Source organism: Streptomyces sp. NBC_00461, assembly GCF_036013935.1.
Classification (GTDB): domain Bacteria; phylum Actinomycetota; class Actinomycetes; order Streptomycetales; family Streptomycetaceae; genus Streptomyces.
Window position 1 is genome coordinate 813370 of the sequence record NZ_CP107902.1, and the last position, 18987, is coordinate 832356.

Genomic DNA, 18987 nt, shown 5'->3' on the forward strand with positions numbered 1-18987 from the left:
CGCGGGGCCCGTCGGCAGGCCACCGCCATCCGGCCCCAGTGTCACTCTTCAACATGCAGAATGCAATATATTGGAATTGATGAAGATCGGCCACCTTCACCCCGGCCTACGGTCGGTACCTGCTGTCAGCGGGCGCTGGCGCCCGGCGTGTCGGCTGCCGACTGTCCGTCGTGGAGTGCCGAGAGCGCGGCGGCGAGCTTGCCGCGGCTGGTGATGCCCAGGCGAGGGTAGATGCGGTACAGATGGGCTCCGACTGTGCGGTGCGAGATGAACAGGCGCTGGCCGATCTCCCGGTTGCTCAGTCCCTGCGACGCCAGCACCGCGATCTGCATCTCCTGAGCCGACAGCCGGTCGCTGGTGTTCGCATGCCGCCGACTGCTCGACTCGCCGGCGGCGCGCAGCTGCTCGCGAGCCATCTCGGCCCAGGGTCGCGCGCCGACCCGGTCGAACTCGTCGCGGGCGATGCGCAGCGGGTTCCGGGCGTCCACGTTGCGCCGTTGCCGTCGCAGCCAGCGGCCGTGGTGCAGGTGCAGCCGGGCCCGCGACAGGGCCCAGCCTGCGGGCAACGCGGTCAGCGCCGCGGTGCAGCGCTCCTCCGCCGTGTCGTCCGGCGCCAGCACGGCCTCGGTGTAGGCCTGGGCCACCACCATCATTTCCGAGGGCAGTCGGGCGGCCAACTCGGGGAGCCCGTCCAGGAGTTCGCGGGCCTGCGGCACGTTGCCCGCGGCCACGGCGGCGTCCGCCAGGTCCGGTGCGAGCAGCCAGCGGCCGACCGAATGGTGGTGCGGGTCGGTCGGATCGAAGGCGCGCGCGAGAATGTCGTACGCCTCGGTCGTGTGGCCGTCGAAGAGCGCGAGCAGGCCCTCGACCTGCTGTGCCATCACGGCGGCGAACGGCATGCCGGGGAACAGCCGGTGGGCACGGAGCTCGCCGAGCATCTGCGCCGCAGTGTCGGTATCCCCGCGCAGCGCCGCCACCAGGCTCCCCGTCGCCTTCACCCCGAGCCAGACGATCCATTCCCCGGTCTCCTCGGCCAGGGCGAGTCCTTCGCCGGACTCCTCGCGGGCCCGATCGAGCTGACCGAGGTAGACCCGCGGCCAACTGCCGGCGAGTGACCGGGCGAGCAGTCCGAGCCTGCCCTGCGACCGCCACGCCGCGGCCGCCAGCGACAGGTACCGAGCGGCGCGGGTGACGTCGCCCAGGACCATCGCGCCGCTGCCGAGAAAGTGCATGATCCGGCCGTCCTGGTGGTCCGGCCGGAGGACGTCGAGCCGTGCGATCACCTCGGCGCCGTGCCGGTACGGTTCGGTGTACGCCCGTACCGTCAGGACGACGGGAGCGTCCGGATCGGGGTTCCAGCGGTCCAGTTCGGCCGCGGCCAGCGTGCGCACCCGTGCGTCGCCGTCCTGGAAGAAGCACCGGGCGGCGGCCCGCCACAGCAGGTTCTCGGCGACCCGCACGGCTCCCGCGTCGAACGCGCCGGCCGCCGTGGTCACCATGTCCTCGATACGGCGGTGCGGGTCCTCGGGTTCGAACGCCGCCTTGTCGGACACGACCATGAGGCGGGCCCGCTCCAGTGGGCCGAGTTCGGTCATGTCGGCCTGGTCCAGCAACAACTGGGTGTGGATCCGGTCGTTGATCTCGCTGGCCGACTCGACTGCCCGGACCAGGATTTCGGTCCTGCGGCGTGGGTCCTGGACGAGTTCGGCCGCCTGGCGCAGGGCCGGGACGGCCGACGCCACCTTGCCCCGGGCCAGCGCCGTGTCTGCGAAACGTTCCAGCCGGGCTGCGAGTTCCGCGTCCGGGCCCAGCGATGCGGCAGCCAGGTGGAGGAGTTGGCGCTCGGGGGTGTCGGCCATGGCCGCGGCGATGACTCGGTGGGCGGCCAGCCGGTCAGCGACTGTGGCGCGGGTGTAGATCGCCGAGCGCATCAGCGGATGCCGGAACTCAAGAGCACGGCCGACCAGGACGACCAGGCCCGCGTCGACCGCCTCCTGCACCGCCTCCAAGGAAACCGCCGTGCCCGTCAGACGACTCGACACGTCCAGCAGCCGGTTCAGTGGTGCGCTGGGCTCGGCGGCCAGGACCAGTAGGAGCGTGCGGCACTCCGGGCTCGCAGAGTCCGTACGTGCGGCGAACGCGTCCTCCAGTCGCTGGGTCAGCGGCAGATCGTCCAGCTGCGACGCCATGTCCTGCACCGTCTTGGGCAGCTCGACCAGGGCCAGCGGGTTGCCCTCGGCGCGTTCCAGGATGAGGGCCCGCATCGGAGCCGACAGGTCCGGTGCACCCGCATCGAGCAGTTCGGCGGCGGCCGACCGGCCGAGCGGCTGCAGCGGGAGGTCCGGCTGCGCGCTCGGGGCGTAGGAGTCAGGCGTGCGGAGCCGGGAGGCGGCGATGACCAGTACGGGGAGGTCGCGGGTGCGCCGGGCCACGAACCTGAGGACGTCCCGGCTCGGCGCATCGATCCACTGCACATCGTCGACGAGCAGGAGGAGGGGCTGCCGGTCGGCCTCGTCGGCGAGCAGTTCGAGTACGGCGAGCGCGACCCGGTAGACATGGGGCTCGGCCTGTGTGGCGCTGAACGCGTCGACCAGCGCCGTCCGATGCGGCGATGGCAGCTTCCCGATGCCGTCGGCGGCCGGTTGCAGCAGCAGCTGCAGAGCTGCGAACGGCAGCCACAGCTCGGTCTCCACACCGGCTGCGCTCAACACCTTGAAACCGCCCTCGGTGCCCTCGTCGCCGACCGTGCGCAGCAGAGCCGACTTGCCGACGCCGGCAGTGCCGTGGATCAACAGCGCACCGCCGTGTCCGTCCGCCGCGTCCGCCAGCAGCCTGCGCAGGACGCGCAGCTCCTCGTCCCGGCCGATCATCGCGAGGGTGCTGGGTTCGGCCTGAGGAAGGCTCCGGCTGCTGGGCTGAGCATGTGCGGCTTCCTCCGTGCAGAGTGTCACGTCGCACGGCATTCTAATCGCGACTCATTACACCCTCGGCGCGACCGCAACATCAGTCAAACGACTCAATCCTCGTCGGTACTGCGCCGCCGAGGCGGGGATTCGACGGCGTTGACGCGGCAGAACCGGCCGGGCTTGTGCTCCCCGGCCGGGTTCTGTCGATGAGGGCGCCGTCGGGATCAGCCCGGCGTCAGGAGGAACGCTGGTAGGGGTTCGCCATGTTCACGGCGCAACCCATGACGACTCCGGAGGGGCGATCCATGTCCTCGGTTCGACGAGGAGTTCGGCGGGTTCAGGTGACCGGGTGCGTACGGCCGGCGGCGGCCCCATGCGGAGGAGCGTCTCGCGTGTCTCCTCGGTCAGACCGCCCCAGATCCCGTGCCGCTCCCGGTGATCGAGCGCGTACTGGCGGCACAGGATTTGCACCGGGCACTGCTCGCAGATCATCAGCGCCCGCCCGACGCTCTCCAGGTCACCCGGAGGCGGGAAGAAGGTCTCGATGTCGGCGCCTCGGCAGGACGCGGCCGGCCACCAGCCCGCCACCGAACGGACGGGCAGGGCACGGTTGTTCAGTCGGAGGGTACGCGGCGCCGTCATCCCATCTCCTCCAGCTTCCTGCCGTTGGTCTCGCGCACCCGGACGGCGACGAAGACGAAGGAGAGCACGGCGAAGCCGGCGTAGACGGCGTAGGTCGACGACAGATTCCAGTCGGACATACGAGGGAAACTCTCGGTGACGGCCCAGTTGGCGATCCAGTTGGCGGCGGTCGCCACCGACATCGCGGCGGCCCGGATCCGCAGCGGGAACATCTCGCCGACCATCACCCAGAGCACCACACCCCAGGAGACCGCGAAGAAGAAGACGAAGGCGTGGGCGGCGACCAGCGCCACGGTGCCCTGCGTGTCCGGAATGGACAGATCGCTGCCACTCCCCCTCTTGTACGAGAACGCCCAGGCGGCGACCGCCAGCGACACGGCCATCCCGGCCGAGCCGGTCAGCGCGAGCGGTTTGCGGCCGACCCGGTCGATCAGAAGCATCGCCACGACGGTTCCCACGATGTTGATGATCGACGTGGACAGACTGATCAGCAGGGAGTTGGCCTGGTCGATGCCCACCGACTGCCACAGCAGTGACGAGTAGTAGAAGATGACGTTGATGCCGACGAGCTGCTGGAACACGGCCAGCCCGATGCCGACCCACACGATCGGCAGCAGCCCGAAGCGGCCGTCGAGCAGATCGCGTACCCGCGGCCTGTGGCCGGTCTTGAGCGCGTGCTGGATGTCGGTGATCCGTTCCTCGGCGCCGTCGTAGGTGCCCTGCAGATCGCGCAGTACGGCGAGGGCCTGGACCTCGCGGCCCGTGGCGACGAGGAAGTGCGGCGACTCCGGGATGCGCAGGGTGAGAAGCAGGTAGGCGAGCGCCGGGACGACGGCGGCCATGAGCATCCACTGCCAGGCGTGCAGGGCACCCAGCATGTTTTCGCTCCTGCCGTCGGCCCCTTGGGCTATGCCCCAGTTGACGAGTTGGGAGGCGGTGATGCCGAGCACGATGGCCGCCTGCTGGAACGAGGCCAGTCGGCCGCGGTGGTCGGGCGGTGCGACCTCGGCGATGTAGGTGGGCCCGATCAGCGAGGCGAGGCCGATCGCCATACCGCCGACGACACGCCAGGCTCCCAGGTCCCAGGCGGAGAAGGGCATGGACGAGCCCAGCGCGCTGATCGCGAAGAGGGCGGCGGCGAGGTGCATCACGCGCGGACGGCCGATGCGGTCGGCGAGACGCCCGGCGACGGCCGCTCCGAAGGCGGAACCGAGCAGGGCGGAGGCGACGATGGTGCCCGTCTCGCTGGAGGTGACGTCGAATCGGTGCTGGATTCCGGTGACGGCACCGTTGATGACGGCGCTGTCGTAGCCGAACAGGAAGCCGCCGATCGACGCTGCCGCAGAGATGTAGGTGATGCGCCTGAGGTCGGGCCGGTGGAGCGTGGCCCTTGGGCGGGCCTGCCCCCTGGAAGAGGCGTTCGCGGTCATGGACAAGGACTCCTTCACAGGACCGGGTGCACGGACGTACGGCGGGGGCTCCCGGCCGGGCGGGCGTGCCGGTCGTAGGGGACGTGGATCTGGACGACGACCGCGCTGGGGCGCGGGCATCGCTCTTCGTGCCTGTCGGCGAGCGCGCCGCCGGTCAGAGACTGGCTGCCGGGGACGAGAGCAGCTCGTGGACGCGGGCGAGGCCGGCCGCGCCGACGAGGCCGGCGTCCGGTCCGACGGTGGCGGTGCGGACCTCGGCGTAGAAACGGTGCTCGCCGCCGCCGAGGGCCCGGCGGTAGGAGATCTCGGCCGGACGCCTGATCAGTTCGCCGGTGTCGCCGAGGCCGCCGCCGATGACGAGGACGGACGGGTCGAGGATGGACGCGAGGTCGGCGAGAGCCTGGCCCAGCCAGCGGCCCGACTGCGCGAACACATCGAGGGAGAAGGGGTCGCCCCTGAGGGCCGCCTTGGTCACGTGGTGCCCCTCAAGGCCGGAGGGGGTGCCGTCGCCCAGCGCGAGTACCACCGCGGCCCGTGCCGGATCGGCGGCCGACATCTCGCGGGCGCGACGGGTGTGGGCCGCTCCACTGGCGTACTGCTCCATGCAGCCGTACTGGCCGCAGGGGCACCCGAGCCCGTCGGGGACCGCCCGGTAGTGGCCGATCTCCCCGGCCATGCCGAAGTGGCCTCGGAAGAGCCGGCTTCTGCTGATGATGCCTCCGCCCAGGCCGGTGCCCGCCATGACCATCAGCATGTCGTCGTGCGCGGCACCGGCTCCGTGAATGAACTCGCCCCATGCGGCGGCGTTCGCGTCGTTCTCGACGACGACCGGAAGGCCGGTGGCCTCTTGGACGATGTCCCGGATCGCCTTGTCGTGCCATCCCAGGTTGGGCGCGAAGCGCACCGTCGTACGGTCCGCGTCCACGTATCCGGCGGCGCCGACGCCGACCGCCCGGACGTCGTCCCAGCCCCAGCGGACCCGCTGGACCGCCTCGGCGATCGCCTCGGCGATCCGGTCCGGGTCGTGCGGGGTGGGGATGCGCACTCGGGAGACGACCTTCCCGGCGGGGTCGACCGCCCCTGCGGCGATCTTCGTGCCGCCGAGATCGACGCCGACCGTCAGACCGCCGTTCTGTTCGTTCATGCGGCACCGCCCACACCGTCGAACCGACGGGTCGCGTGCCGACGCGTGTGTCCGCCTGACCACCGCGGATCGACGAGAGCGAGAAGCATGGTGTGTTCCTAACGTTGTGACGCAGTGTGAATGTGCGGAAGAGCCGGCTCATCACCATCCGGAACCCCGGGCACGGCGGCTTCGGCACTCCAGGGCGACGGTTCGCCGCAGGGCCGGGAACCGCTTCAGCTTCCGTGATCCGGCAGCGATTTGCTTGAGTCATTCGACTGCGTCCTGAACGTCGTCCGCCCTCGCTGTCACACACGCGGACCGTGCCCGGTCTTTTCCTGTGAAGCACATCGGATCGACGGAGGGATGACACGGTGTTGGAGATGGGATCAATGGGCGGGCACGGGGACCCGGAGGGCACCGGCCCCAGGATGCTGGCGGACGTCATGCCGCCCTTCGTGCCGGAAGGCGCTTCGGCGATGACCGTGCTGGTCGAGTGGCCTCCGGGACACCCCGGTACGCCACCGCACCGGCACTCGGGGCCGTGTTTCGGCTACGTCACCGAAGGCGCCGTCCGGTGGGAACTCGAAGGCGAGCCCGAGCGTGTGATCAAGGCCGGTGAGACGTTCTGGGAGCCGGGCGGTGAGGTCATCCACTACCAGAACGGAAACGCGCTGTCGGACACCCCGGCCAAGTACGTCGTCGTCATGATGTGCGCGCCCGGCGAGCCGATGCTCACGCTGGTCGACGACGAGGAGCTGGAGAAGCGGGCCCACCTGCGCGCCCCGCGGCCTTCCTCCGACTGAACCACGGCCCGGAGACGGGGAGTTCGTCACGTCAGTTCTCGAAGGGGGCCACTGTGGCCGGTGATGGGTCGGTGTCGCACGGCACGGCCGAGGGGTTGGTGGGACGCGACGAGGAGCTGGAGCTGCTCCGGTCGTACGTCGACCAGGTGCTCGGCCACGGTGGGGTGCTGCTGCTGTCCGGGGAGCCGGGCGTGGGCAAGTCCGTTCTCCTGGACGCCGCGGCGGAGGCGGCGACGGCTGTCGGTGCGCTCGTGCTGCGCTCGGCCGGGGTCGAGTTCCTCGCGGATCTGAGCTTCTCCGGGCTGAACCACGTGCTCGAACCGTTGCTGCACGAGTGCGACGGGCTCGACCCGGCACACCGCGAGGCACTGACCGTCGCGTTGGGCGCGGGTGACGGTGCCCCGGTGGATCGGCTGGTCGTCTACGGGGCCGTACTGGCGCTGCTCCGCCGGGCCGCGATCACCCGTCCGGTTCTGCTGGTCGTCGACGACCTGCAATGGATCGACCGGGCCAGCGCCACGGCGCTGGCGTTCGTCGCCCGGCGGCTGACCGGGAGCCGGGTGGGCCTCCTCGCCGCTTCACGGCCGGGGTTCGAGAGCTTCTTCGAACGTGCGGGACTCCCAGAACTCACCGTGTCACCGCTGGACGACAGGGCCGCTGCCGACCTGGTCGGCACCCGGTTCCCTCTGCTCGCCGGGCGGGAGCTGCGGCGTGTCCTGGCACAGGCCCAGGGCAATCCGCTGGCCCTGCTGGAACTGCCGGCCGCACTGGACGACTCGCGGGGCAGCGCGGGAGTGGTGCTGTCCGAGGTGCTCCCGCTCAGCCGCCGGCTGCAGGACCTGTACGCCACCCGGGTCGCGGAGATGCCGGCACCCACAGGCCGGCTCCTGCTTCTGGCCGCGCTGGAGGACAGCGGCGACCTGCCGGTCCTACGGGCCGCCGCCCCCGGCGAGGACGTGCTGTCCCTTCTGGCCCCCGCGGAGCGGGCACAACTGCTGCGGGTCGAACACCTCGGCCTGGGACGGCTGTTCTTCCGCCATCCCCTGATCCGCGCGACGATCGTGTCGGGCTCGACCAGCTCTCAGCGCCTGGACGCCCACCGCGCTCTGGCGGAGGCGCTGCCCGATCAGCCCGATCGCCGGGCGTGGCACCTGGCCGAAGCCACACCCCGCCCGGACGAGCAGGTCGCGGCACTCCTGGAGCACACCGCCCACCGGGTCCGCCGGCGCGGCGACGCCGTCGGCGCCTTCAACGCGCTGGTACGAGCCGCCGACCTCACTCCCGGCGCCACGGAGCGCGGCAGACGGCTGGCAGAAGCCGCCTTCGTGGGTGCCGACGTCGCCGGAGAGCTGCGCACGGCGGCGGAACTGCTCGTGGAGGCCCGGCGCGCCGACCCCGAGCTCAGGGGATCGCTGCGGGCGGCGGCCGCGGCCTCCCACGTGCTGCTCAACCGCGACGGTGACGTCAACACCGCGCACCGGCTGCTCGTCGGTGCGATCACGACCCGCGAGGGCCGGTCCGACGGCGACGACGAGTCGCTCTCCGAGGCGCTGTGCACCCTGCGCAGGGTGTGTCTGTTCGCGGGCCGACCCGAGTTCTGGGACGCGTATCACGCCGCCATGTCCCAGCTGACCGAGCGGATGCCTCCCCTCCAGGAACTGCTCGGCGATGTCTACGCCGACCCGGCTCGCTCTTCCGCGGCCTCCCTCGGCCTGCTCGATGCGGTGATCCACGACCTGAACCGGGAAGCAGACCCGAGCCGGATCGAACGGATCTCGATGGCGGCACTCTTCGTGGACCGGGCGACGGGGTGTCGTGCCGCTCTCTGGCCCGTCGTCGAGGACGGGCGCGAGGGCGGCGCGGTCACCTCGGCTCTCATCGCGCTGGTGGTGCTGTGCCTGGACGACTTCATGACAGGTCGGTGGGAGGAGTGCGGCCGTCTCGCGGCAGAGGGGCTGGCACTGTGCGAGGCCCACGGCTATCAGCTGCTGGCCCAGCAGTTCTACCGGGCCCGGGGCCTGCTCGCCGCGGCGCGGGGCGAGGACGACACGGTGCGGGAACTCGCGCAGGGGATCACGGAGTGGGCGAGACCCCGCGGCGCCCGGACCGTCGAGCACTTCGCACGGCACATGACGGCACTGGCCGCCTTGGGACGCGGCGACCACGAGGAGGCCTACCTCGACGCATCGGCGATCAGCCCTGCAGGCGTGATTGCCCCCCATGCCCCGCTGGCTCTGTGGGTTCCCATGGACCTCGTGGCAGCCGCCGTCCGCAGCGGACGCCGAGCCGAGGCACTCGCGCATGTCGCCGCGATGCGAAGGACAGGTCTGCCCGGCATCTCCGGCCGCCTGGCACTGGTCACCGCCGGTTCGGCCGCGATCGCCGCTCCCGAGGACCGGGCCGCGGGCTTCTTCGAGGAAGCGCTCGCCGTTCCCGGTGCCGAGCGCTGGCCCTTCGACCTCGCCCGGGTCCGCCTGGCCTACGGGCAGCACCTGCGTCGCACACCGGCCGTCAAGGACGCCCGGGTGCACCTCGCCGCCGCCCTCAAGACCTTCCGCCGTCTCGGTGCCGTCCCCTGGGCCGCGCGGGCGGCCGAGGAACTGAGGGCCACCGGCCGTACCGCCACTCGGGTGCACCAGGACCTGGGGACCACCCCGCTCACGGAGCAGGAACACCGGATCGCCGCACTCGCCGCCTCAGGAATGACCAACAAGCAGATCGGCGAACGGCTGTTTCTCTCCCACCGAACCGTGGCGGCCCACCTGCACCGGATCTTCCCCAAGCTCGGCGTCACCTCCCGTGTCACGCTCGGCGAGGCCCTCGCCGAGCTGCCGCCGCAGCAGCCCCGCGAGAAGCGGTCTCCCACCTCGTCGCAGCACTAGAACGCGGCACTCGGGGGAAGAGACGCGAGCGCGTCCCTGAGTGCCGCGCGTGAGGCGATTCCGAGTTTCGGGAACAGCTGATAGAGATGCGAACCCACGGTCCGGGGCGAAAGGTGCAGACGTTCGCCGATCTGCTTGTTGGTCATGCCTGAGACCGCGAGTGCGGCGATCTCCCGTTGCTGCGCGGTGAGAGTCACGGAGCCACGCTTCGCCCCGGTCCGGGACCGGCGGGTGGCACGTAGTTCGCCCGCGGCCCGCTCGGCCCACGGCTCGGCACCCAGGCGCTCGAACGCCTCGGCCGCCGCGTCCAGTTGGGCCCGGGCCTCCGTGACGAAGCGCATGCGTCGCAGACGCTCCCCGTAGGCCAGCCGTATCCGGGCCAGGTCGAAGGGCTGATCCTGCGCCCCCGGGACGGCCAGAGCCCTGTCGAAGCGTACGACCACGTCGTCATCGGGTGCGACGAGTGCGGCAGAGCCCGCCACCAGCAGCGCCAGCTGCGGGGAGAGCGCCGCGATACCGGCCTCCTGCATCGCCCGCACGTGTGCCTCCGCCTCGGCGGTGCGCCGGGTGTGCACTGCCGCCTCCACGAGGTCCATGCAGGACCACAGCGCCTGCGGAGCGTGGGACGCGAGTCGGCCGGCGGAACTGATCGCCATGGCATGGCGGTAGGCGCACTCGTAGTCGCCCGCACCGAGTTCGGCGAGGACCCGGGCGTGGTCGGCGAAGGCCACCGCCTCCAGAGCCCCGCGAGGCATGGCCCAGTGAGTGATCCGGTCGGCCAGTCTCCGGCTCTCCTCGAAGCGTCCGTGGACGGCGGCGAGCAGGGCCTGGTGGTACTCGAAGTACCAGGAGAAGAACGGGTATTGGCGCTCCTCGCAGATCCTCAGGCCCTCCGCGGCCAGCGTCCCGGCCTCCTCCCACCTGCCGGTCGGGAAATCCTGCTGGCACAGGTGCATGAGCGCGTCGATGTGCCGACGGACGTGGCCGCCCCGGCGTCCGTGACGGACCACACGCCAGGAGACGTCCCGTAGGTCCGTGAGCCGGTCGGGGTGGACGGAGGCCGTACCGATGCGGACGATCTGCCCCGGGTCGTCTCCGTTGTGGATGCCGACGAGGATCGAGTCGAGTTCCTGACGGTCGGTCAAGCCTGTGCGTGGCGGGCCCGCCCGTGTCCTGCCGCAGGCGGAGAGCAGCGGCGGAGCAGCCGGCTTCAGACGGTCGATGGCGGCGTGGAAGGGTTCCCACAGGGCATCGCGACCACCGGACCAGCACACCAGCAGCAGGACGTGCAGTGCCTCGATGAGCCCCTCGTCCTCGGCGTCGTATCCGTGGGTGCCGCTCTCGATGGCCTCCACCAGGAGGCGGTGAGCCATGTCGATGTCGCCGTCACCGCCGTTGAGCAGGAGGAGTGCCGCCGTGGCGGCGGTGAGCGGAGACCGAGGGAGGTCCGGGTCCGCGTGCCGGGCGCGGTCGAGGAGCTCCGAGGCCGCGCGCAGCTCGCCGGTCGCGTCGGCACCGAGGTAGGCGGCACGGGTCAGTCGGCGTCCTCGGTCCGCGGGACGAGGGCTCAGCTCGGCGGCTCTGGTGAACGTGGCGATCGCTGCCGTGGCGTCACCTCGTCGGGATGCGCGATGCCCGGCCTCCTCAAGCAGGGCGGCAACAGGCTCGTCGGGAACGAGGGTTGCCCGGCCCAGGTGCCAGGCCCGCCGCTCGGGTGTCTCCGCGCGGATCTCGGCGAGCGCGCGATGAGCCTGGCAGCGCTCGGTCAGGGTGCTGGCCTCGACGACCGCGGCCCTCATCAGCGGATGACGGAAGGCGACCCGGCGGTTGGTGTCGTCGACGGTGATCAGGCGGTCCGATTCCGTCTCTGTCAGCGCCGCGAGAGTCTTCGTGTCCTGCGATCCGGCCCGCAGGACACCCGGATCTCCGGTGTCGTCGAGGGCGAGGAGCAGGAGGAGCCGGCGCGATTCGGCCGGAAGACCGGCCACGCGCGAAGCGTGGAGGTCCCGCACACGTGGGGAGAGGGGCAGTACGTCGGGCAGATCGGCCAGCGCACTGCGTTGCGGGCCGCTCAGCGCAGCGGGCAGTTCGACGAGCGCCAGCGGATTCCCGTGGGCCTGCCTGAGGACGCGGTCCCGTACAGGCGCGGCCAGCCCCGGAATTCGGGCTCCGAGCAACTCCACGGCCGCGTCGCGATCCAGCGGCGGCAGCTCGTACTCGGTGAGCCCGTCCCGCTCGAAGATGGTCTCGGCTCCCGAGCGGGAGGCGGCGAGGAATCCGATACGGCTTCCCGCCAGCCGCCGGGCGACGAAGCCCAGGACCGCCGAACTGGCCCGGTCGAGCCAGGCGAGGTCGTCCACGACGATGAACACAGGGCGTTCGGTTGCCGCTCGGCGCAGCAGGAGGAGCACCGAGTCGCAGACGTGAAGCTCGTCGGGCACCGGATCACCGCCGTAGCCCAGCGCACCGCGCAGAACCCTCCGATGTGTGTCTCCCAAGCGGTCGAACCGGTCGTTCAGCGGCAACAGCAACTGGTGAAGACCGGCGTAGGCGAGTTCGGTCTCGAAGCGGACGCCGACGGCCGACAGGACCTGGGCACCCGCCCCGGCCATGCCCCTGGCGATCTCATCGAGCAGCACGGTCTTGCCGACCCCCGGCTCTCCGGTGAGCAGCAGGGCACGGCCCGCGGCCGTTCCGGACCCGAGCAGGGCCTTGATCTCCTGGAGTTGCCGCGCACGGCCCACCACCCTGCCCACCACTCCGGGGGGCTGACTGCCGTCCGCGTCCAACCGCACGGTCTCACTCGACGGTTCGGGCATGGCCCTTCGTGATTCCGGTGCGGGACGGCACTGCGGCCATCGTGAGGGCAGGTGTCCGGCAGCGGTCGGGGGCAGCCGTTCGACACGCGAGCCGAGTGACATGAGTACTCCGTAGGTTGCACTGTCCTTCCCGCTGCACGGCGGGAAAGCTTGGGCTCACCGTGCACCCGGCCCGCGAGGACAAACATCAGTAACGTGACTGCGCGGCGACTCCCGGGTCATTTGTGCGCGGCGACTCCCGGGTCATTTGACTGATGGTGCGAGCGCGCGGGGTCTCGCAGAATCGTGATGTCCCTGAATCACACCAACGGGCACATGACGCATCACACCGTGTGCCCTCCGAGCCCCCTTGACCCCACCGGTTTACCGAGCGGTGATGTGATGAGAGAACCCGACAGTTTCCCTGTGGTGGTGTGCCGGATGCTTGTCCGCCTGGTCGTCGCCGAAGGAGTGGACCGGCCCGTGATGCTTGATCTGTCCTACGACAGAGGCGATCCCTACGCGGTGTCCCTGACGTTCCACATGTGCACTGACGCGACCGTGCGCTGGGTGGTCGGCCGCGATCTCCTCCTGGACGGGCTGGAGAAGCTCACCGGCGTCGGCGACATCCAGGTCTGGCCTTCCCGGCGCCCATGGGCCGGGAAGGTGCACATCGCGCTGTGCCCGTGCGCCAAGGAGGAGGCGGTCGTCGTGACCGCTTCGGCACGAGCCCTGGAAGCCTTCCTGCGACGCACGCTGGCGATGGTGCCCTCCGGTACCGAGGAATGCCACCTGGACGTGGACGCAGCCGTCCACCAACTCCTGAGCGACCCCGGTGAGTCGCTTCGATAGGGGCCGTCCGAGCCGGACGGACCGGAGCCGTGCACAGGAACTCGAACTGCATCACAACACGGAGCAGGTACCCCATATCCGCGGCCTGAGCCTCCCTTGTATGTCACATCGGCCGGGCCTGGGCGGTCTAAGTGGTGGCGGAGAACAAAGCAGAGGGAATCATGCGTGAGATTTTGATCGTCGGCGGCGGCTATGCGGGCTTCTACACCGCGTGGGGCCTGGAGAAGGCGTTGCGTCCGGGCGAGGCGCGGGTCACGGTCGTCGACCCGCGCCCGTACATGACCTATCAGCCCTTCCTCCCGGAGGTGGCGGCGGGTTCGGTGGAGGCGCGCCACGCCGTGGTGTCGTTGCGGCGGCATCTGCGTCGTACCCGGCTGATCGCGGGGACCGTGACCGAGATCCGTGACGCGGACCGTACGGTGCGCGTCCGCCCGGTGCGCGGGGACGCCTACGAACTGCGCTACGACATCCTCGTGGTCACCGCCGGGGCCGTGACCCGCACCTTCCCCATTCCCGGCCTCGCGCAGCAGGCCATCGGTCTCAAGCACGTCGAGGAGGCGGTGGCGATCCGGGACCGGTTGATGACCGGGTTCGACCAGGCGGCGTCGCTGCCGCCCGGCCCGGAGCGGCGACGGCTGCTCACCGTCACGGTGGTGGGCGGTGGCTTCTCCGGCGTCGAGGGCTTCGGCGAACTGCTGTCGCTGGCGCGTGCGTTGCTCAAGTCCTATCCGGAACTGAGCAGCAGCGACCTGTCCTTCCACCTGGTGGAGGCCAGAGGCCGGATCCTGCCCGAGGTGAGCGACGGGCCCGGTGCCTGGGTGGTGCGCCACCTGCAAGACCGCGGTGCGCAGGTGCACCTGAACACGCAGCTGGTGTCCGCCGAGGACGGGCATGTCGTGCTCTCGGATGGAACACAGTTCGACTCCGCGCTGATCGTGTGGGCCGCGGGCAATGCCTCGAACCCGGTCGTGCACAACCACACCGACCTGCCCCTGGATGAGCGAGGCCTGCTCCTGGTGCGCCCCGACCTCCGTGTGGGCACGGACAGCGAACCCGTGGCGGACGTATGGGCGGCCGGAGACGATGCCTCCATTCCCGACCTGGCCTCGCCCCTGCCGGGTGCCCGCACGGTGCCCAACGCCCAGCACGCCGTACGGCAGGGCAGGCTGCTGGCCAAGAACCTGGTGGCCGACCTGCGCGGCAAGCGCGTGCGGGAGTACCGCCACAGCAGTCTGGGTGTGGTGGCGACGCTGGGGCTGGGGCGGGGCGTCTTCCAGTACAAGCGCATCGTCATCAAGGGTTTCCCGGCATGGCTGATGCACCGGGGCTACCACGTCCTGGCCGTGCCCAGCTGGGAGCGCAAGATCCGCGTGCTGACGGTCTGGCTCACCGCGGCCCTGACCGGCCGGGACCTGGTCTCGCTCGCCTCTGTGCAACACCCGCGCGATGCCTTCGTCACGGGGGGCCAGCCGCAGGGCCCGGAAGCCGGCCGTGAGAAGGAGGGGAGCGCGGCATGACCATGTGGGGTTCTCGTTTCCACCGGGGGTACGCCATGGACGCACGTGAGGAGGCCGCCCGCGGCCTGACCGACATCGAGGGCTACCTCTACCAAAAGGCCCATCTGGGGGCGGCGCACCGGCGCGTGGCGGACTTCACCGCACGCGTCAAGGACCTCACCCCGCGGCAGAAGCGGGACATCGAGGGGTGGTACCTCGACGAGCAGAAACACGTCGCCCGCATGGTGACCGACCACATCGCCGAGCGCGTCGACGTATTGGAATCACAGCACCAGGTCCGGATCCGGCAATGGCTTCGCGGCACACTCACCGCCATGGCGCTGATCACCCTGGCGATGATCGCGTGCGTCGCCGTGATCCTTAAATCGTCGGCGTGACCGCCGTACGCCCGCTAGGAACGACCGGCGCGATACAGCCCCCGGCCGGCGCGCCGGACGCGGGAGGAGGCGACGAGGCGATCGAGTGTGCTGCGGACCGCGTTGATGCTTCCACTGTCGGCGTCACGGCCGAGCGCCACCGCAACATCGCGGGCCCGCACGTCGACGTCACCGACCTTGTTGAAGTACGCCATGATCTGCTCGGTGAGCCTGCCGTACTGCTTGTGCGCGTCTTCGTCGGTGTGCGGCGGCGAGGCGGTGGGCGCGAGGTCCTCGTCCACCGGCGCATCGACGATCGGGGCGACGCCCACACTGGCCAGGGCGCCGAGGGCACGCTGGAGCGACCCGAGATGTGCCACGACCGCGGCCAACTCCCGTTCCAGCGCCTGCTTCTGAATCTGTAGCCGGGCCAGTTCCTCCTGAAGGCCCTCGGCCGTGACCTCGATGCTGTGTGCCGTACGGCTCGCGGAGACCATGAGTTCTCCCCCTCCTCAACCCTTGTCGACATCATATGCAGTGCTTCGAGTGTCAGACAGAGCATTTCAGTGTGCCGAACAGTGGGATTTCGCAGGTCTCTGAAAAACACTTTCCAGTTCTGTCACAGGTACCCGTCTGCCGCGGTCCAGGCAGCCGACGGGGCGGAGCAACGGAGGTCAATGGATCATGTACGTCCAACCGTCCCCCACCCCACCTGACGACCTCGACGAGGCCGTCGCCGTCTTCGTGCGGCACCGCAGGCGGCTCTTCGGAATCGCCTACCGCATGCTCGGCAGTCCGGTCGAGGCCGAGGACGTGGTCCAGGAGGTGTGGCTGCGCTGGCAGATGACCGACCGCTCGGTGGTGGTCAACCCCGTGGCCTTCCTGTCGAGCGCGACGACCCGCCTGGCCATCAACGTCACACAGTCGGCGCGTGTGCGTCGGGAGACTTATATCGGGCCGTGGCTGCCGGAGCCCGTCGACACGAGCACGGACCCGGAGGTCGGCGCGCAGCGTGCGGAGGCAGTAGAACTGGCGCTGCTACTGGTGCTGGAGCGACTGAATCCCGTCGAGCGCGCCGCCTATGTACTGCGCGAGGCATTCGACTACGCCTACGCCGAGATCGCCGACATGCTCAAGCTCAGCCTCGCCAATGTGCGGAAGATCGTCAGCCGTGCGCGTCGGCACCTGCTGGACAAGCAGCGGGAGAGCGTGGACGCGGCCGAGCACCGCCGCCTGCTGAACGCCTTCCTTTCAGCGGCCCGGACGGGAGACGTGCCGTCACTGGAAGCCCTGCTCACGCCTGATGCCGTCAGCTTCTCCGAGGGCAACGGCACTCGGGGCCGTGCCCGGGTGGCTGAACTGTCGGCCCGTCGGCAGTTCTGGCGGGAGGCGGAGCCCGACCTGGTCGATGCCAATGGTCCTACGGGCGTGGTGGTTCCACCGGGACGGCCGGACCCTCGCTTCCATGACCGCCGCCTTCCTCGATTCGCTTCCCCGTCTCGCGATGTTCCCCTCCGCCGTGCCGCTCCGTGTGTGACGGCGACGCGTGACGTCCCTTCAGCCGTCACGGGCTCTGGTCCGAGCCGGCGCCTCCGGCGGGATGGGGCTGGTGCCAGGACCGTAGTTGGCCGGGGTCAAGCATGAAGAAGACGGTTGGGTGCCGACGACGTCGACGCCGTCATCGCCGCGCGAGCCACTCGGAGAAGGTTTCGTGACCCAGGTGGGCCTCCGCCGCGGGCAGCAGCGCCCGCTGCGCGAGCATCGCCCCGAAGAAGGGGGTGTGGACGTCGGTGACCACGTCACACATGTAGCCGCGCGCGGCCAACAACTTCGCGGTGACGTCGTCGAGGCGATGCTCCTCGGGGCCGGCGACCTCCAGAACACCGGACAGCGGTACTCCCACGGCGACATGGGCGATCTCGGCGGCGACGTCGTCGGCCGACACGGGACGGATCAGTACGGGCGCGACATGGACGGCGTCTCCGTACGTCGCCGCGCGCGACATGTACTCCACCGATTCGAAGAACGGCGTGGTACGCACGATGGAGTAGGGCGTGGGAGCGCGCCGCACATGTTCCTCCTGCAGCGCCTTCGCGCGGAAGTAGCCCGCCTGCAGGCGGTCGGCCCCCACGATCGAAAGGATCACATGATGTCCGGCGCCCGCCTTCGCCGCGGCCTCCACCATGTTGTGGGTTCCCGCGCCGAAGAACGCCCGGCTCTCCCGTTCTCCGCGGGAGGGCGTGTCGGTGAGGTCCACCACCACATCGGCGCCGCGCATGGCCTCGGCGAGGCCCTTCCCGGTCGTGACGTCGACGCCCTCATGACGTGATACGCGTACGACCTCCACACCGTGATCCCGGAGTCTGGCGACCGTCCTGGAACCGATCAGACCAGTGGCTCCTGCCACAACGACTCGCATTCCTGGCCTCTTCCCGTTCGAGGGGGCCGGTGACCCCACTGATGACTTCGTGAGGCGGCGGCGGTGTCGATCCCTCACACCATCTAGGACAGGTCTCACCTCAATGTTGTGACACTGATGTGGAGCTGCGTGTCACAGATTCGTGCGGGGCCCGGTCATAACGAAGACGTCACACATTGTGGGGCAGCCCGGTCCTAGTTGGGGGACCAATCCGATTCGGTGCCCATGGTGAGAAAGGTGGATCATGAGGGTTGCTCGCCGTCAGAAATCAGTCTCATCGGCACACTTCGGCGTCAGCGGAGGCGACTCGGGACAACTGCCCGGAAACCCGACGACGGCGGGTTTGCACACCCTTCCCCGTCCTGTGGCCGTCGTGGTGGGCGCAGGCGGTGTGCTCGGAGCGGCGCATATTGGTGTCGGGTACGCGCTGGAGCGCCACGGATTCGTCCCGGACATGATCATCGGAACCTCGGTGGGTGCCCTCAACGGGGCCATCGCGGCCGCCCATCCCGACGGGGCCGCGCCGTGGCTGGACCACGTGTGGACCCAATTGCGTCGCCGTGACGTGTATCCGCTCGGCTACCTGTCCTCACGGACCAGCCTCTTCACGGATCGCGGCCTGCGTCGACTGATCGCCCGGGCAGGGCTGCCGTCGCGGATCGAACAGTTGGCGGTCCCGTTCACCGCGGTGGCCATGGACCTGGTCACCGGCGCTCCGGTGCTGCTCGATCGCGGAGACCTCGAATCCGCGCTACTGGCCAGCGCAGCAGTTCCAGGGATGCTGCCCCCGGTGGATCGCGCGGGCCGGACTCTCGTCGACGGAGGGGTGATCGCCTACGTCCCCGTGTTGGCGGCCCGGCAGGCCGGGGCGGCCAGCGTGGTGGTGGTGGCGACCGGGCCGGAGAGCTCGCCGTTGCGCCCCACAGTTCCGCGCCGCCGTGCCAGCGCGATCGCGGCGAGGGCCGGGCTGCTGCTGTTGCACCACCAGATCGAGCGTGATCTGCATGAGGTGTCCCAGCACATCCCCACCGTCGTGCTGCCGACCGGCATCGAGGACTGGCCCGCACCGTGGGACTTCGGCCATTCCCAACGATTGATCAGCACCGCGTGCCTCACAGCGGAGCAATTTCTGGACGGGCTGCGCATCAGTGGGCCGGGGCTGTATCGGGTCGCCAACTCTCAGGCGACATCCGCAAGCGCGGACGAGGCATCGATTTCTTCCATAGCGGGAGTGGGCCAGTGAGCACCATCGCGTT

General features: G+C 70.2%; 14 protein-coding genes. 7 read left to right on the top strand and 7 right to left on the bottom strand.

Annotated elements, in window-relative coordinates:
- Window positions 1-125: 125 nt before the first annotated feature.
- The 4 genes from OG870_RS03910 to OG870_RS03925 form a co-directional block, all read right to left on the bottom strand.
- A complete protein-coding gene (locus OG870_RS03910; RefSeq protein WP_327690613.1) occupies window positions 126-2951 on the bottom strand; it encodes an ATP-binding protein in 2826 nt (941 codons plus the stop codon).
- Window positions 2952-3173: 222 nt separating this feature from the next.
- Window positions 3174-3548, bottom strand: a complete 375-nt coding sequence (locus OG870_RS03915; protein ID WP_266593526.1) for a WhiB family transcriptional regulator — start codon at window positions 3546-3548, stop codon at window positions 3174-3176.
- Complete coding sequence (locus OG870_RS03920) at window positions 3545-4978, bottom strand: sugar porter family MFS transporter (RefSeq protein WP_266845566.1); 1434 nt, start codon at window positions 4976-4978, stop codon at window positions 3545-3547. The genes OG870_RS03915 and OG870_RS03920 overlap by 4 nt, the downstream gene beginning before the upstream one ends.
- A 154-nt stretch (window positions 4979-5132) precedes the next feature.
- A complete protein-coding gene (locus OG870_RS03925; RefSeq protein ID WP_266845568.1) occupies window positions 5133-6122 on the bottom strand; it encodes an ROK family glucokinase in 990 nt (329 codons plus the stop codon).
- A gap of 371 nt (window positions 6123-6493) precedes the next feature.
- Here OG870_RS03925 and OG870_RS03930 point away from each other — a divergent pair, with 371 nt between their 5' ends.
- Complete coding sequence (locus tag OG870_RS03930; protein ID WP_327692285.1) at window positions 6494-6907, top strand: cupin domain-containing protein; 414 nt, start codon at window positions 6494-6496, stop codon at window positions 6905-6907.
- Window positions 6908-6960: 53 nt separating this feature from the next.
- Window positions 6961-9789: an ATP-binding protein gene (locus tag OG870_RS03935; RefSeq protein WP_266593520.1), complete on the top strand. Its 2829-nt coding sequence runs from the start codon at window positions 6961-6963 to the stop codon at window positions 9787-9789.
- On the opposite strand, the gene OG870_RS03940 is transcribed toward OG870_RS03935, so the two are convergent.
- The gene (locus OG870_RS03940) at window positions 9786-12608 is read right to left on the bottom strand and encodes an AAA family ATPase (protein WP_327690614.1); all 2823 of its coding nucleotides are present in this window, start codon (window positions 12606-12608) and stop codon (window positions 9786-9788) included. The two genes, OG870_RS03935 and OG870_RS03940, sit on opposite strands and share 4 nt — an antisense overlap.
- A 381-nt stretch (window positions 12609-12989) precedes the next feature.
- On the opposite strand from OG870_RS03940, the gene OG870_RS03945 reads away from it, so the two are divergent.
- From OG870_RS03945 to OG870_RS03955, 3 genes are all read left to right on the top strand, one after another.
- Window positions 12990-13439, top strand: coding sequence for an SsgA family sporulation/cell division regulator (locus tag OG870_RS03945; RefSeq protein WP_266524148.1), 450 nt, complete (start codon window positions 12990-12992; stop codon window positions 13437-13439).
- Window positions 13440-13600: 161 nt separating this feature from the next.
- Window positions 13601-14956: an NAD(P)/FAD-dependent oxidoreductase gene (locus OG870_RS03950; RefSeq protein ID WP_266524146.1), complete on the top strand. Its 1356-nt coding sequence runs from the start codon at window positions 13601-13603 to the stop codon at window positions 14954-14956.
- Entirely contained in the window at window positions 14953-15333 is a 381-nt protein-coding gene (locus OG870_RS03955) for a hypothetical protein (RefSeq protein WP_266524144.1), read from the top strand. Before OG870_RS03950 ends, OG870_RS03955 begins: the two co-directional genes overlap by 4 nt.
- Before the next feature lie 14 nt (window positions 15334-15347).
- Here OG870_RS03955 and OG870_RS03960 read toward each other — a convergent pair whose 3' ends face one another.
- Window positions 15348-15809, bottom strand: a complete 462-nt coding sequence (locus OG870_RS03960) for a hypothetical protein (RefSeq protein WP_266524142.1) — start codon at window positions 15807-15809, stop codon at window positions 15348-15350.
- A 187-nt stretch (window positions 15810-15996) separates the two neighbouring features.
- Here OG870_RS03960 and OG870_RS03965 point away from each other — a divergent pair, with 187 nt between their 5' ends.
- A complete protein-coding gene (locus OG870_RS03965) occupies window positions 15997-16956 on the top strand; it encodes a sigma-70 family RNA polymerase sigma factor (RefSeq protein ID WP_327690615.1) in 960 nt (319 codons plus the stop codon).
- 34 nt (window positions 16957-16990) lie between these two features.
- On the opposite strand, the gene OG870_RS03970 is transcribed toward OG870_RS03965, so the two are convergent.
- Window positions 16991-17719, bottom strand: a complete 729-nt coding sequence (locus OG870_RS03970) for an SDR family oxidoreductase (protein ID WP_266593510.1) — start codon at window positions 17717-17719, stop codon at window positions 16991-16993.
- A gap of 376 nt (window positions 17720-18095) precedes the next feature.
- On the opposite strand from OG870_RS03970, the gene OG870_RS03975 reads away from it, so the two are divergent.
- Entirely contained in the window at window positions 18096-18974 is an 879-nt protein-coding gene (locus OG870_RS03975; protein WP_266524137.1) for a patatin-like phospholipase family protein, read from the top strand.
- Window positions 18975-18987: the final 13 nt, after the last annotated feature.